This is a genomic window from Curtobacterium sp. PhB137 (assembly GCF_003814955.1).
In the GTDB taxonomy this organism is placed as follows: Bacteria; Actinomycetota; Actinomycetes; order Actinomycetales; family Microbacteriaceae; genus Curtobacterium.
This window is the reverse complement of sequence record NZ_RKQO01000005.1, coordinates 265730-280309: the sequence shown is the minus strand read 5'-3', so window position 1 is coordinate 280309 and position 14580 is coordinate 265730. Positions and strand designations below refer to the sequence as shown.

Annotated in this window: 15 protein-coding genes; 3 read left to right on the top strand and 12 right to left on the bottom strand. The window is 70.7% G+C overall.

What is annotated here, in order from left to right; genetic code table 11:
• Positions 1-25 precede the first annotated feature (25 nt).
• The 6 genes from mltG to EDF28_RS07895 all read right to left on the bottom strand — a co-directional run bounded on the left by mltG (position 26) and on the right by EDF28_RS07895 (position 7406).
• Complete coding sequence (gene mltG / locus EDF28_RS07920) at positions 26-1606, bottom strand: endolytic transglycosylase MltG (protein WP_123937791.1); 1581 nt, start codon at positions 1604-1606, stop codon at positions 26-28.
• 89 nt (positions 1607-1695) lie between these two features.
• Entirely contained in the window at positions 1696-2139 is a 444-nt protein-coding gene (ruvX, locus tag EDF28_RS07915; RefSeq protein ID WP_185094197.1) for a Holliday junction resolvase RuvX, read from the bottom strand.
• An 8-nt stretch (positions 2140-2147) separates the two neighbouring features.
• Positions 2148-4805, bottom strand: a complete 2658-nt coding sequence (alaS, locus tag EDF28_RS07910; RefSeq protein WP_123937789.1) for an alanine--tRNA ligase — start codon at positions 4803-4805, stop codon at positions 2148-2150.
• Between the two features lie 80 nt (positions 4806-4885).
• The gene (locus tag EDF28_RS07905; RefSeq protein ID WP_111083901.1) at positions 4886-5068 is read right to left on the bottom strand and encodes a hypothetical protein; all 183 of its coding nucleotides are present in this window, start codon (positions 5066-5068) and stop codon (positions 4886-4888) included.
• Between the two features lie 132 nt (positions 5069-5200).
• A complete protein-coding gene (rpsD, locus tag EDF28_RS07900; protein WP_111083900.1) occupies positions 5201-5830 on the bottom strand; it encodes a 30S ribosomal protein S4 in 630 nt (209 codons plus the stop codon).
• A gap of 223 nt (positions 5831-6053) precedes the next feature.
• Positions 6054-7406, bottom strand: coding sequence for a replication-associated recombination protein A (locus EDF28_RS07895; RefSeq protein WP_111084157.1), 1353 nt, complete (start codon positions 7404-7406; stop codon positions 6054-6056).
• 129 nt (positions 7407-7535) lie between these two features.
• Between EDF28_RS07895 and EDF28_RS07890 the strand changes: the two genes are divergently transcribed.
• Both EDF28_RS07890 and EDF28_RS07885 read left to right on the top strand, forming a co-directional pair.
• On the top strand, positions 7536-8354 hold the full coding sequence (locus EDF28_RS07890; protein ID WP_123294306.1) for a peptidylprolyl isomerase: 819 nt from the start codon (positions 7536-7538) through the stop codon (positions 8352-8354).
• Between the two features lie 113 nt (positions 8355-8467).
• On the top strand, positions 8468-9700 hold the full coding sequence (locus EDF28_RS07885) for a DUF349 domain-containing protein (protein ID WP_173168634.1): 1233 nt from the start codon (positions 8468-8470) through the stop codon (positions 9698-9700).
• Positions 9701-9802: 102 nt separating this feature from the next.
• Here the strand turns inward: EDF28_RS07885 and EDF28_RS07880 are convergent, their stop codons facing one another.
• Genes EDF28_RS07880 through EDF28_RS19205 form a run of 5 tightly spaced genes read right to left on the bottom strand, consistent with a single transcriptional unit; the run spans position 9803 to position 13056 of the window.
• Positions 9803-10765, bottom strand: a complete 963-nt coding sequence (locus EDF28_RS07880; RefSeq protein WP_123937788.1) for a bifunctional riboflavin kinase/FAD synthetase — start codon at positions 10763-10765, stop codon at positions 9803-9805.
• 8 nt (positions 10766-10773) lie between these two features.
• Positions 10774-11220, bottom strand: a complete 447-nt coding sequence (locus EDF28_RS07875) for a hypothetical protein (protein WP_123339724.1) — start codon at positions 11218-11220, stop codon at positions 10774-10776.
• 45 nt (positions 11221-11265) lie between these two features.
• Positions 11266-11631, bottom strand: a complete 366-nt coding sequence (locus tag EDF28_RS07870; protein ID WP_123937787.1) for a hypothetical protein — start codon at positions 11629-11631, stop codon at positions 11266-11268.
• Positions 11628-12587 (bottom strand): tRNA pseudouridine(55) synthase TruB, encoded by a 960-nt coding sequence (gene truB, locus EDF28_RS07865; protein ID WP_123937786.1) that lies wholly within the window; start codon positions 12585-12587, stop codon positions 11628-11630. Before truB ends, EDF28_RS07870 begins: the two co-directional genes overlap by 4 nt.
• A gap of 22 nt (positions 12588-12609) precedes the next feature.
• The gene (locus EDF28_RS19205; RefSeq protein WP_185094180.1) at positions 12610-13056 is read right to left on the bottom strand and encodes a hypothetical protein; all 447 of its coding nucleotides are present in this window, start codon (positions 13054-13056) and stop codon (positions 12610-12612) included.
• Positions 13057-13078: 22 nt separating this feature from the next.
• On the opposite strand from EDF28_RS19205, the gene EDF28_RS07855 reads away from it, so the two are divergent.
• Positions 13079-13999: an A/G-specific adenine glycosylase gene (locus EDF28_RS07855; protein ID WP_395874988.1), complete on the top strand. Its 921-nt coding sequence runs from the start codon at positions 13079-13081 to the stop codon at positions 13997-13999.
• Positions 14000-14071: 72 nt separating this feature from the next.
• Here the strand turns inward: EDF28_RS07855 and rbfA are convergent, their stop codons facing one another.
• Positions 14072-14536 carry a 30S ribosome-binding factor RbfA gene (gene rbfA, locus EDF28_RS07850; RefSeq protein ID WP_123294301.1) on the bottom strand — a complete coding sequence of 155 codons (465 nt, stop codon included), beginning with the start codon at positions 14534-14536 and terminating at the stop codon, positions 14072-14074.
• Positions 14537-14580 lie beyond the last annotated feature (44 nt).

The window sequence follows — 14580 nt, the reverse complement described above, 5'->3', positions numbered from 1 at the left end:
CGCACCGCTGTGCGACGTCGCCGCCCTACTGGTAGTCGGGGTGCGCCCGGAGCCACGCCTGGAACTGCTTCACGGCGACGAGGTGCTCGTCGTAGGTGTTCGAGAACACCGTCTCGCCGGTCTCCAGGTTCACCGTCACGAAGTACAGCCACTTGCCCGGGGCCTCGTTCGTCACGGCCTTGATGGCGATGTCCCCGGGGTTCGAGATCGGTGCCGGCGGCAGCCCCTCGTGCACGTACGTGTTGTACGCGTTCGACTCGTCGGCGCGCTCTGCGTCGGTCGTCGTGACGGTGTGCGTGTTGCCGGTGCCGTAGGCGACGGTGGCGTCGGACTGCAGGCGCATGCCCTGGTCGAGCCGGTTCTGGAACACCCGCGCGACCTTCGGGTAGTCGGCGGCGAGGCCGGCTTCCTTCTGCACGAGCGATGCGAACACGATGACGTGCTCCTGGTCGGCCTCCTTGACGCCGGCGGCGGCCAGGTGCTCCTTCATCGTGTCGACCATCGACCCGAAGTACTGCTCCGCGGTCCACCCCGGGTTGATCGGGTACGTCGCGGGGAACAGCCAGCCCTCGAGCGTGGTGACGCCGGACGGCAGGTCGTACGCGGACACGTCCTTCGCGGCCTTGGCGACCTCGGTCTTGGTGAGCCCGGCCTTCGAGACCATGCCGGCCTCGATGTCCGCCAGCGCGGTGCCCTCGGGGATCACGATCGAGGCCTGCACGCGGTTCTTCTCGTCCTTCAGCGCGGCCAGGGCCGACTTCGAGCTCATCTGCTTCTTCAACGAGTACGAACCCGGCTGGAACTGCACGTCGGGCGACGCCAGCAGCAGCTTGTAGAAGACCTTCGAGTCCTTCACGACCCCGCTGCGCTGCAACGTCGCGGCGACGTTCTCGCCGATGTCGCCCTGCTTGATCGTGATGGTGACCTTGGCCTTGCCGGAGCCGGTGTAGTCGTCCGGTTCGGTCGAGCCGCTGACCGCGGCGACGATCTGCTGGATCTTCGGGGCGGCGAACGCGTACGCGCTCACCCCGCCGGCCACGACCACGGCGACGATCACGATGCCGGCGATGAGCGGCCCGCGACGGCGCTTCGGGCGCGGTTCGCGCGGTGGCCTGGAGGCTCCCCCGCGTCCGCCACGGCCACCACGTCCGCCGCCTCCCGCGGCTCCACCGCCACCGGTGCGCCCGGCGTCGTCGGTACCGTCGGGCCCGTCGGACCCGGCTCCGCCGGCGGCGGGCGCCGAGGGTACCTCGCCGGTCAGCAGCGCGGCGACCTCGGGATGGAGTTCGGGGGCCGCCTGCTGCGGTCGCACGGGCTCCGGTGCCGGCTGCTCGCGGGGAGCGGTCGAGTCGGGGTCCACGCGGTCGGCGGCGGCGAGCTCCTCGGGTGCCGGCTCGGAGTCGGGCCCGGGAACGGCGTCGCGACGAGCGCGTTCCGCTTCGAGCGCCCGAGCCTCGCGGCGGGACATCGGACGGTCCGGCTGCGGGGTCACCCGCGCGGAGTCGTCACGGTCATCGGTACCTGCTGCGCGGTCGGAAGTGGTCTTCCGCCGCTCGGCTTCGTTGCCGGGCGCGATGATCGCGTTCCAGTCCAGATCGTCTGCCAACGGTTCTCGGTCTCTCGGTCGGGAACTCCGCCTGGGCACCGTCGTCCTCGGGTGACGGAAGGGCAGCCGGGTCGCGGTGGGTTGCCCTGTCAGGGAAGCGTGGTGCCCGGAGGGGCACCGGCACTGCGTTCGTGGTCGAGCGCGTGTTGCAGAATGATAACAGCGGCCGCTTGGTCGATCACGGACCGCGACTTCTTCGTGTTCTTGCCGGCCTGGTGCAGTCCGCGTTGCGCGGTCACCGTGGACAGCCGTTCGTCGACCAGCCGGACCGGGCGGTGCTCGGCGATCCGGGCGGCGAACGCCCGGGCGTCCTCGGTCGACGCGGTGTCGCCGCCGGACATCGACAGGGGCAGTCCGACGACGAGCTCGAGCACGTCGTACTCGTCCGCGATCTCGAGGATCCGACGCAGGTCGGTCGAGTCGTCGCGGCGCACGGTCTCGACCGGCGTCGCCAGCAACCCGTCGCGGTCGCACACGGCGATCCCGATCCGGGCGCGGCCGACGTCCACGCCGAGCCGCCGCCCGGACCGGATCGCCACGATCAGCCCGCGATCCGAGCGGTCACGGCGCGGAGCGCAGCCGGGAGCGCAGCCGGCTCGGTGCCGCCGCCCTGGGCCAGGTCCGGCTTGCCGCCGCCGCCACCACCGAGCACACCGGCGGCCTCCTTGGCGAGCGGACCCGCCTGGACGCCCGCGGAGCGCGCCGCGTCGTTCGTCGCGACGATCACGATCGGCTTCCCGCTCACCACGGCACCGAGCACGACGACGGCAGCGCCGTCACCGAGCTGCGCACGGACCCCGGTCGCCAGCGAGCGCAGGTCGTCGCCGGACTGCAGGCCGTCGACGGTCTCGGCCACGACGGTCGTCGTGCCGACGGTCGTCGCGGTCCGTGCGATCGACGGGACCCGTTGCTGCAGGTTCGCCGACTCGAACTCGGCGATCCGCTTCTGCGCAGTGCGGAGGTCCTCCATGAGCGACTGCACACGCGTGGGCAGGTCGGCACGGGGGGCCTTCAGCGCGCTGGAGAGCTGCGAGACGATGGTCCGCTCGACCGCGAGGTCACGGAAACCCTCGAGCCCGACGAGCGCTTCGACACGACGGTTGGTCGACCCGACGCTCGACTCCCCCACCAGGTTGACGAGTCCGATCTGGGCACTCGAGGCGACGTGCGTCCCACCGCAGAGCTCGCGCGACCACGGACCACCGATGTCGACCATGCGGACCTCGGCGCCGTACTTCTCACCGAAGAGCGCCTGCGCACCGAGGGCCTTGGCCTCGTCGATCGGCATGATGCGGGTCGAGACCTCGAGGTCGGTGCGGATCGCGGTGTTGACGACCTCCTCGATCTCGGAACGGGTCGCGAGCGAGATCGGCTGCGACCACGAGAAGTCGAGGCGCATGTAGCCGGACTTGTTGTACGAACCCGCCTGCAGCGCCTCCGGGCCGAGGATGTCGCGGAGCGCGGCGTTCACCAGGTGCGTCGCGGAGTGCGCCTGCGTGGCGCCGCGACGGTACTCGGCGTCGACCACGGTGCTCGCCGCGTCGCCCACGCCGACCTCGCCCGAGCGGACCTGGACGGTGTGGCTCCAGAGGCCGGCGACGGGACGCTGGACGTCGAGGACCTCGAGGTCGAAGCCGTTGCCGACGATCGATCCCTGGTCGGCGTCCTGGCCACCCGACTCGGCGTACAGCGACGTCTCGCCGAGGACGACCTCGGCGATGTCGCCCGCCACGGCCCGGTCGACGCTGACGCCGCCGACGATGATGCCGAGCACGTTCGTCTCGGCCTCGAGCGCGTCGTAGCCGAGGAAGACGGTCTCGCCCTTCGCCCGGAACGCGCTGTACACGCTCAGGTCGGCGATCGCGGTCTTCTTGCTCTTCGCATCGGCCTTCGCCCGGGCACGCTGCTCGGACATCAGGGTCTCGAACGCGGTCCGGTCGACGTGGACCCCGGCCTCTTCGGCCATCTCCATCGTCAGGTCGATCGGGAACCCGAAGGTGTCGTGCAGCAGGAACGCGGTGTCCCCGCCGATGGACGGCGCACCGTCCTGCTTCGCGCGCTCGACGGCGACGTCGAGGATCGTCGTGCCCTGCGCGAGCGTGCGGAGGAACGTCTCCTCTTCCGCGTAGGCGATCCGCGCGATGCGGTCGTAGTCGGAGGCGACCTCGGGGTAGGCGTCGCGCATCGCGTCGCGGGACGCCGGGAACAGCTCCGGGAACGTCGCGGTCTCGACCCCGAGCAGGCGCATCGCACGGACCGTGCGGCGCAGCAGCCGACGCAGGATGTACCCGCGGCCCTCGTTCGATGGGCTCACACCATCGGCGATGAGCATGAGCGCGGAGCGCACGTGGTCCGCGATGACCCGCATGCGGACGTCGTCCTCGTGCACGGCGCCGTAGCGGCGGCCGGAGATCTCGGACGCGCGGTCGAGGACCGGGCGGACCTGGTCGATCTCGTACATGTTGTCGACGCCCTGCTTGATGAAGGCGACGCGCTCGAGCCCCATGCCGGTGTCGATGTTCTTGTTCGGCAGCTCGCCGGTGATCTCGAAGTCGTACTTCGAGCGGACGTCCGCGATCTGGTACTGCATGAACACGAGGTTCCAGATCTCGACGTACCGGTCGTCGTCGGTGGCCGGGCCGCCGTCGATGCCGTACTCGGGCCCGCGGTCGAAGAAGATCTCGGAGCAGGGACCTGCGGGTCCGGGCTGGCCGGTGGACCAGTAGTTCGTGTCCTTGCCGAGTCGCTGGATGCGCTCCTCGGGCAGGGAGGAGTGCTGCTTCCAGAACGCGATCGCCTCGTCGTCGTCCTCGTAGACCGTCACCCAGAGGTCGTCGGGCGAGAAGCCGAGCCCGCCGTCGGACTCCGGGTTCGTCAGGAACTCCCAGGCGAACTGGATCGCCTGCTCCTTGAAGTAGTCGCCGAACGAGAAGTTGCCGTTCATCTGGAAGAACGTGCCGTGGCGAGGGGTCTTGCCGACCTCTTCGATGTCGTTCGTGCGGATGCACTTCTGCACGCTCGTGGCACGGGGGTACGGCGCGGGGACGAGCCCGGTCAGGTACGGGATGAACGGCACCATGCCGGCGACCGTGAAGAGGAGCGACGGGTCGTCGGAGACGAGGGACGCGGACGGGACGACGGTGTGGCCGCGGTCACCGAAGTACTGGAGCCAACGGCGGCGGATCTCTGCGGTCTGCATGGTGCTTCCTGGGTTCAGGTCGGGGGTGGGAGGTGGAGGCGGGACGACGGTGCGGCCGGACCGCGGTGGAGCTCGACGACTCAGACGTCGGTGCGGAGCTCGGCCCCGCGGGACCGGTACCCGTCGGCGACCGCGCCTGTGAAGGCCTTCGTGCTCGCGTCGACGACGGCGAAGAGCCGTGCGCCTCCGGGGGTCCTGGCGACCTGGTGCGCCACGGCGAACCCGATGACGACGCCGACCGCGACGAAGAACAGCTGCTTCACGGTGCCTCTCCCTCTGTGCACCCTGGCGGTGCATGCCCGGACAAGCTTAGCCGCCGGGCACTTCGGGGCCGGAACGCCGAACGGCGGGCCGTCCTCGAGAGGACGACCCGCCGTTCGGGTGTGATCAGTGGATCAGCGAGCTGCGTAGTACTCGACGACGAGCTGCACTTCACAGGTCACGGGGACCTCGGCGCGCTTCGGGCGACGCACGAGGCGGGCCTGGAGCTTGTCGATCTCGACCTCGAGGTAACCCGGGACCTTCGGCAGGACTTCCTGGTGGCCACCGGCAGCGGCGACCTGGAAGGGCTCCATCGACTCGGACTTCGGCTTGACGTGGATCAGCTGGCCCTCCTTGACGCGGAAGGAGGGGCGGTCCACGAGCTTGCCGTCGACCAGCAGGTGACGGTGCACGATCAGCTGACGGGCCTGCGCGGTGGTGCGGGCGAAGCCGGCACGGACCACGAGGGCGTCGAGGCGCTGCTCGAGGAGCTCGACCAGGTTCTCACCGGTCAGGCCCTTCGTCTTGCGGGCCTCTTCGAAGACGATGCGGAGCTGCTTCTCGCGGATGCCGTACTGGGCGCGCAGACGCTGCTTCTCACGGAGGCGGACGGCGTAGTCGCTGTCCGCACGACGGCGCGTACGGCCGTGCTCACCGGGGCCGTAGGGGCGCTTCTCGAGGTAACGGGCCGCCTTCGGCGTCAGCGGGATGCCGAGTGCGCGCGACAGGCGGGTCTTGCTGCGGGTACGTGACTTGGTAGACACAGGGTCCTTTTCTCTGTTCGAACTGAATACTCACCGGAGGCCGGGCACACGAGTGCCCGTGGCCCCGACGACGGGATCCAGAGGGATGAGCCTGTGGGATCGGACGGCTACAGTCCGAACCTCTGCCCCCGTACCACCGGAGTGGCACTCTGTCCTCAACGCAGCCGTGCTCGAGGACCAGGACGTAGGCCCGGCAATGCTAGCAGGAAGTCGACGCGCCGTCCTACTGCCCGCGGGTGATCTTCCGGAGTCGTTCGAGCCGCGGACCGACCTCGCGCTCGTAGCCGTTCGCCGTCGGGGTGTAGTACTCGGTGCCCTCGAGCGCATCGGGCAGGTACTGCTGCTCGGCGACCCCGTGCTCGGCATCGTGCGAGTAGACGTAGCCCTTGCCGTGGCCGAGTCGCTTCGCCCCGGCGTAGTGCGCGTCGCGCAGGTGCATCGGCACGGTTCCCATCCGGCCGGCCTTGACGTCCGCCATCGCCGCGTTCACACCGTTGTAGGCGGCGTTCGACTTCGGCGCGGTCGCCAGGTACACGACGGCCTCGGCCAAGGGGATGCGGCCCTCGGGCATACCGATGAGCTGCACGGCCTGGGCCGCCGCGACGGCGATGGGCAGCGCCTGCGGGTCCGCCATGCCGATGTCCTCGGACGCCGAGATGATGATCCGGCGCGCGATGAACCGGGAGTCCTCGCCCGCCTCGATCATCCGCGCGAGGTAGTGCAGCGCGGCGTCGACGTCGCTCCCCCGCACCGACTTGATGAACGCGCTGATGACGTCGTAGTGCTCGTCGCCCTGCCGGTCGTACCGCAGGAGTGCACGGTCGACGGCCGCGGCGACGGTGTCCGCGTCGACCACCGGCACGGTGTCGTCGTCGTCGTCCTGGGCCGCGGTGGCCGAGGCCGCAGCGGCCTCGAGCGCCGTGAGGGCGCGTCGGGCGTCACCCGAGGCCAACCGGACGATGGCCCCACGTGCCTCGTCACCGAGGACGACCGCGCCACCGAGGCCGCGGGGGTCCTCCACCGCACGGTCGACGAGCATGCCGAGGTCGGCGTCGGTGAGCGGCTTGAGCGTCAGGAGCAGGGACCGGGACAGCAGCGGGGAGATGACCGAGAACGACGGGTTCTCGGTCGTGGCCGCGATGAGGATCACCCACCCGTTCTCGACCCCGGGCAGCAGGGCGTCCTGCTGGGCCTTGCTGAACCGGTGGATCTCGTCGAGGAACAGCACCGTCGTGGACCCGTAGAGGTCGCGGTGGGTGAGGGCCTTCTCCATGACCTCGCGCACGTCCTTGACGCCGGCGGTGACCGCGGAGAGCTCGACGAACTCGCGCCCGGACTGCCGCGCGATGGCCTGCGCCAACGTGGTCTTGCCGGTGCCGGGAGGACCCCAGAGGATGACCGACACACCGCCCGGGTTGTCGCGGGTACCGGTGGCGAGCTGCACGAGCGGCGACCCGCGGCCGAGCAGGTGCTGCTGGCCGGCGACCTCGTCGAGGCTGGTCGGGCGCATCCGGACCGCGAGCGGGACGGAACCCTGCGCGAGACCGGCGCGACCGCCCGTCGTGGGCGCACGCATGCTCGAACGGTCCGCTGCCATGCACCAATCGTAGGCCGACCCACTGACAGCCCCGCGCCTCCCAGGCCGTTGATGGTGACGACTCGGATACGCTCGTTCCACACTGCGACGAGAGGGCAGAACAGCACCGTGGCACCGAAGAACCCAGCGCGCGACAACCGCGAGGCGCGCGAGCGCCTCCGTCTCTACCAGGCCCGCCAGGGACTCCACGACCGGCAGCGCCGCCGGCGGGTGCGCGACAACCTGGTCGGCGCCGGTGTCCTCGTACTGGTCGCCGCCCTGGCCACCGGGTCGCAGCTCGCCTTCGCGGGCTCGCAGGGGAACGGGTCGGCGGACGCCAGCGCGAGCGCCACGGCCACGCCGACACCGACGCCCTCGGCGAGTGCCACGGCGGCGAACACGGGCGACGTGCCGAGCAAGGAGATCGCGAAGGGCGCGACCTGGACGGGCTCGCTGACGCTCAACAAGTCGATCGACCTCGGCATCGAACTGGACGGCGCGAAGGCCCCGCAGGCCGCGAGCGTCGAGATCTCGTTGATCAAGGAGCAGTTCTACAACGGCACCACCTGCCACCGGCTCGCCGACAGCGACGGGCTGAAGTTCCTGCAGTGCGGTTCGGCGAACGGCGACGGCACGGGCGACGCCGGGTTCGAGTACGGCCCGCTCGAGAACGTCCCGAGCGACGGCGTCTACGACGAGGGCACCATCGCGATCGCGCGGTCGACGTCGCCGTACTCGCAGTCGACCCAGTTCTTCATCGTCTACGGCGACACCACGCTCGACGGCTCCACGGGCGGCTACACGGTCGTCGGGAAGGTCACGAGCGGCCTGTCCGAACTCGAGTCGAAGATCGCCGCGAAGGGCATCTCGTCGCCCGGCCAGGACGGCACCGGTGAGCCGAAGGTGGCGACGACGATCACCGCGGCGACCATCGCCCAGGAGAAGTAGTCCACAAGCCGTTGCGTCCGGCGGGCCGCGGAGCCCGTCCGTGCAATAGGCTGACGACCTGACCGTGCCGACGGTGACGTCGGCGATGCACGACCACGATCGAGGCGAGACCTGTGGGATCTGACGAAGCAACGACCTGGGGGCGGGTCGACGAGAACGGGACCGTGTACGTCCGGTACGAAGAGACCGAACGTGCTGTCGGTGAGTACCCGGACGCCACCCCCGAAGAAGCCCTCGCCTACTTCGCGCGGAAGTACGCCGACCTCGAGGGGCAGGTGAAGATCGCCGAGCAGCGCGTCCAGCGTGGTGCGTCGGCGAACGACGTCGCCCGGACGGTCGAGCACCTGACGACCCTGGTGGCCGAAGCCCGCGTGGTCGGTGACATCAAGTCGCTCGAGACCCGCGTGGGTGCGCTCACCGAGCAGCTCGGCTCGCTCACCAAGGAGCAGGCGGAGCAGGCGCAGCAGGCCCTGAACGACGCCCTGGCGCACCGTGCGGCCCTGGTCGAAGAGGCCGAGGCACTCGCGGCGGTCGACCCGGCACGCGCGCAGTGGAAGCAGATCACCGCGCAGCTCGACGACGTGTTCGCCCGCTGGCAGCAGCACCAGCACGACGGCCCGCGCATCCCCAAGAACGAGGCCAACGAGCTCTGGAAGCGGTTCCGCGCAGCGCGGTCCACCGTCGACCAGCACCGTCGCGCGTTCTACTCCGAGCTCGACGCGCAGCACCGCGACGCCCGCACCCGCAAGCAGGAACTCGTGACCCAGGCCGAGGCACTCGCCTCGCGCGGGTCCGACGCGATCCCGGACTACCGCCAGCTGCTCGACGACTGGAAGAACGCCGGGCGCGCCGGCAAGCGCCACGACGACGCCCTCTGGGCGCGGTTCAAGGCCGCCGGTGACGTGCTGTTCGAGCAGCGCCACGCCGAGAGCGCAGCAGAGGACGAGGAGTTCTCGGGCAATCTCGAGGCCAAGCAGGCACTCCTGACCGAGGCCGAGCCCCTGCTCAAGGCGACCGACCGGGTCGCGGCGCGCAAGACCCTGACCGGCATCCAGCGCCGCTGGGACGAGGTCGGTAAGGTCCCCCGCGCGGATGTCCGTCGCATCGAGGACCGCCTGCGTGCGATCGAGGACCACGTGCGTGGCCTCGAGGACGCGCACTGGAAGGAGTCCAACCCGGAGCGCAAGGCCCGGCAGACCGGACTCGCCAGCCAGCTCGAGGACGCCATCGGCAAGCTCGAGTCCGAGCTCGCCGACGCGCAGGCCTCCGGCGACGCCCGCAAGATCAAGGACGCCCAGGAAGCGCTGGACGCCCGCAAGATCTGGCTCGACGCCCTCGGCAGCTAGTCACCGCACACGATTACGCCCCCGTGACCGATCGGTCGCGGGGGCGTCGTCGTGTGGTGCCGTGTGGGCACTGTCTGCTGGCGTCCGGTGTGGCGCCGCCGTTCAGACCGGCGTGGGCAGGCCCAGCAGCAACCGGATGTCGAGGTCGTCCTGCCGCATCTGCGTGGCGAGCTCGTCCATCGAGTCGAACTTCACCATGCCGCGGACGTACGAGACGAACAGCACCGAGATGCGGTCGCCGTACAGGTCGAGGTCGACGTCGAGCAGGTGCGCCTCGATCTGCTTGGCGGGCACGCCCTCGAACGTCGGGTTGTTGCCGACCGAGACGGCCGCCGGGTACACCGTGCCGTCGTGCAGCACGCGCGCGGCGTAGACGCCGTCGGCCGGTGCGAACCCCTCGAACGCCGGGTCGAGGTTCGCCGTCGGGTACCCCATGGCGCGCCCGCGCTGGTTGCCGTGCACGACCGTGCTGCGGACCGCGTGCTCACGGCCGAGCAGCCGGGCGGCCTCGGCCACCCGCCCGTCGCCGAGCAGTTCGCGGATCCAGGTCGACGAGACGCGTCGCTCGCCGTCGGGGCGGACGTCGTCCACCAGGTCGACGTCGTCGATGAGCTCGACCGTGAAGCCGTGCTGCTCCCCCAGGGTGCGGAGCAGGGCGACGTCGCCGGCACCCTTCGCCCCGAAGCGGAAGTCGCTGCCGACGAAGACGAGCCGGGCGTGCAGGGTGTCGACGAGGATCTCGGACACGAACGCCTCGGGCGACTTCGACTGCAGTTCCTCGTCGAAGCGGAGCAGCAGGGTGGCGTCGACCCCGGCGTCGTCGAGGAGCTCGCGCCGCTGCGCCGTGCTCGTGAGGGCCGGCGGGACGTGCTGCGGGTCGATGACGTTGAGGGGGTGCCGGTCGAACGTCACCACGGTGGCGACCAGGCCCTGTTCGTGGGCGGCGCGCTCCAGGTGCGCGATCACCGCGCGGTGTCCGACGTGCACGCCGTCGAACTTGCCGATCGTGACGGCGCTCGGACCGAAGCCCTCGGCCACGTCGGCGATGTCGTCGTAGAACTGCACGGCTGCTCCTACTCGCCCACGGGGGCGGTGGTCGATGCGGGCACCGGTTCGACCGTCGCGGTGCGGTGGTGCTTGCGGAGCCACCAGAGTCCGGCGATCGGCAGCACCAGCGGCGCGAAGGCGTAACCCATGCCGTAGTACGACCAGATCGTGTCGTCGGGGAAGAGCTGCCGGTCGAACAGCGAGAGCGTGCCGATGACGAGCACACCGGTCATCTCGAACACGATCGTGACGCACGCGACGCGGTACCAGAAGCGTCCGGGCACGATCAGGGCGATCATCGCCACGATGTACACGACGGCGGCGATGGCGCTCACCGTGTACGCGAACGGCGCGAAGGAGAACTTCTCGATGATCTGCACGACGCTCCGGCCCGTCGCCGCCAGGGCGAGGATGCCGTACACGGCGATGAGGACGCGGCCGATGCCGGTCGCGAGTGAGGATCTGGTCGCCATTGCACCGATTCTACCGACGTGCGCGGACCACCATGACGCTCGGCGTCAGTTCAGGGCGAACCAGATCTGGTACATCCGGTAGATCATGACCGCGACGGTGAAGGCGCCGGCGCCGAGGACGACGGTGCTCCACTTCGTGCGGTCCACGAGCGCCCAGACGATGGTCGCCGGCGGCACCAGGAGCACCGACACGGCGTAGACCCCGAACTCGAGGGCGTTGCCGTCCGGTGGGCTGCCCGTCGCGGGCAGCACGATGGAGATGACGCCCTGCACCAGGAGCAGGACCTCGATGAGCGCGAGGGACCCCACGGTGTAGTCGTTCGGCTTCCAGCCGATGAAACCGACCACGACGGCGAACAGCCCGGCCAGGACCGCGACGACGAGCTGGACCCACATGAACCACTCGATCACGCGTGCGCCCCGTTCTGCGACGCCGGAGCAGCCGGCGCCGGGAAGTTCGTGATGACCCGGAGCAGTCCGCGCCGGACCGAGACCAGTCCGACGAGGCGATCGTCGTCGACGGCCACCGCGGCCACCGGCTCGTCCGAGTCGGGGTGGTCGGCTGCGACGCGCTTGCCGTCGGTCAGGTCCTTCGCCGCGGCCGCGTCGAGCGACACCGACGAGAACAACCGGCGTGCCACGTCAGCGGGACGAGCGAGCGCCGCGCGGACGTCGACGGCGTCGTCCTCGAGGTCGATCGCGTCGGCCACGTCGAACGGACCGACCTGGGTGCGGCGGAGCGCGGTGAGGTGCGCGCCGGTGCCGAGGGCAGCGCCGACGTCGCGTGCGAGAGCCCGGACGTACGTGCCGGACGAGCAGGTCACGACGACGTCGAGGTCGACGACCGCCACCTCGGCACCGTCGACCGTGACGGTGCGGTCGTTCCGGCCGGTAACGTCGAACCGCGAGACGGTGACCGTGCGGGACTTCAGCTCGACGGTCTCACCCTTGCGCGCCAGGTCGTACGCGCGGCGCCCGTCGACCTTGATCGCGCTGACGGTGGACGGGACCTGGTCGATCGTGCCGCGCTGCAGGGCGACGGCACGTTCGACGGACTCGTCCGAGACGTCCGCTGCGGCGACGCCGGTCGCGGCGGACGGGGTGCCGTCGGCGTCGTCGGAGTCCGTGGACACGCCGAGCCGGATGGTGGCGGTGTAGGTCTTGCCGAGGCCCACCAGGTGGGTGAGCAACCGGGTGGAGTGCCCGATCCCCAGGAGCAGCAGCCCGGTCGCCATCGGGTCGAGGGTCCCCGCGTGGCCGACCTTCTTCAGACCGAGGCGGCGGCGGGCGATCGACACGACGCGGTGGCTGGAGATCCCCTGCGGTTTGTCGACGAGGAGGATGCCGTCCGGCACGGTTTCGAGCACCAGAAGAGATTACCAGCGCCGGTCAGCAGGCGTCGTTCCACTCGCGACGAGGGTGCTCGGGATCGGTGACGTCGAGGACAGCGGAGGCGGCGATCTTGACGTCCGCCCGACGTTCGAGCCGGCCGGCTTCCTGCTCGACCCACAGCGACCAGCGCCAGAGCCCGCGGACCCCCGGGGCCAGCAGCCCGTGCCCGTGCACGACCAACACGCCGTCACCGGCGCCGGTGGTGCGGAACGGGGCGACCACCTCGTCGCGCAGCGTGTCGGGATCGGTGGACGGCGACGTCGCGGCCATCGCGGACACCCCGTGCTGCTCGAAGCCGGCCACCAGCGTGGCGGCGACGTGTTCGAGATCGGTGCCGTCCTGCCCGTCGATGCCGATCACGGTCCGGTTCGTGCCGACCTGCGCGATCACCTCAGCAGCGATCGCGGCCATCGTGTCGGTCTCTTCGGGTGCCCAGCGTGCCATGCGTCCACCGTAGGCTGTCGTGGTGAACGCGAGCAGTGCCTCCCAGCCGGATGTGGAGAACGCGAGCGTCCCCGACATCGCGACCCCGTTGACCACCTGGTTCCGACAGGAGGCGCGCGACCTGCCGTGGCGTCGTCCCGGCTTCCCCGCGTGGGGCACCCTGGTCAGCGAGATCATGCTGCAGCAGACGCAGGTCGCGCGCGTGATCCCCCGACTGGAGGCGTGGCTCACCCGGTGGCCGACGCCTGCGGACCTCGCGGCGTCGCCCCCGGCGGACGCGGTGCGTGCCTGGGACCGGCTCGGCTACCCGAGACGCGCGCTCGCGCTGCACGCGGCGGCCACGGTGATCGCCACCGAGCACGGCAACGTCGTCCCACGGGACGTCGAGGCGCTGCTCGCGCTGCCGGGGATCGGCGACTACACGGCGCGGGCCGTCGCCGTGTTCGCGTACGGCGACCGGCACCCGGTCGTCGACGTCAACGTGCGGCGGGTCCTGAAGCGCGCGCTCCTCGGCCAGGGCGAGCCCGGGCCGGCGAAGGCCAAGGACGACCTGCCCCTGATGGAGTCCGTGCTGCCGGCCGACCGCGACGACGCCGCTGCGACGAACGCGGCGGTGATGGAACTCGGAGCGCTCGTGTGCGTCGCCCGCTCCCCCGCGTGCGACGCGTGCCCGATCGCGGACCGCTGCGCCTGGCGTGCGGCCGGGTACCCCGAACACGACGGGCCACGCGCCCCGAAGCAGGCGAAGTTCGCCGGCAGCGACCGGCAGGTGCGCGGGCTGATCATGGCCGAGCTGCGCGCGAGCGACGTGCCGGTCACCCGGTCGGAGATCGAACCGGTCTGGCCGGACGCCGATCAGCGGGACCGAGCGCTCGCGTCGCTGCTGCGCGACGGACTGGCGGTCGGCGACGACGCCACCGGGTACCGGCTGCCGGACGCCTGACGTTTCCGCCGGGCACGACGCACGAGCGCCCCGCCGCACACGGTGCAGCGGGGCGCTCGGACGCTCGTCGGGCTACGCCCGCGCCACGTCCTGCTCGTCGTCGGACTCGTCGTCCTCGTCCTCGTCGTGCTTGTACGGGTCGGCGTCGCCGGCGAACGTCGCACCGACCGACGCAGCTCGCACCTGCTCGTCACGCACCTGGGCCTGCACGAGCAGGTCCTCCATGTGCGCCGAGGTCTCCGGCAGTGCGTCGGCGATGAACTCGAGCGACGGGGTGAGCCGCGCCGTGATGTTCTTGCCGACCTCGGAGCGGAGCATGCCGGTCGCGGCCTTGAGTGCCGCGGCGGAGTCGGCGCGCTCCTCGTCGGTGCCGTACACGGTGTAGAAGACCGATGCGTGCTGCAGGTCTCCGGTCACGCGGACGTCGGTGATCGTCACGAACCCGAGACGCGGGTCGCGCAGACCCTTGTCGAGACGGCGTGCGACGACTTCCTTGATGCGGTCCGCCATCTTGCGTGCGCGCTGCGGATCGGCCATGGGTGCCTCCTGAGGCAGTGGCGGGACGTTCCCGCCGGTGGTTC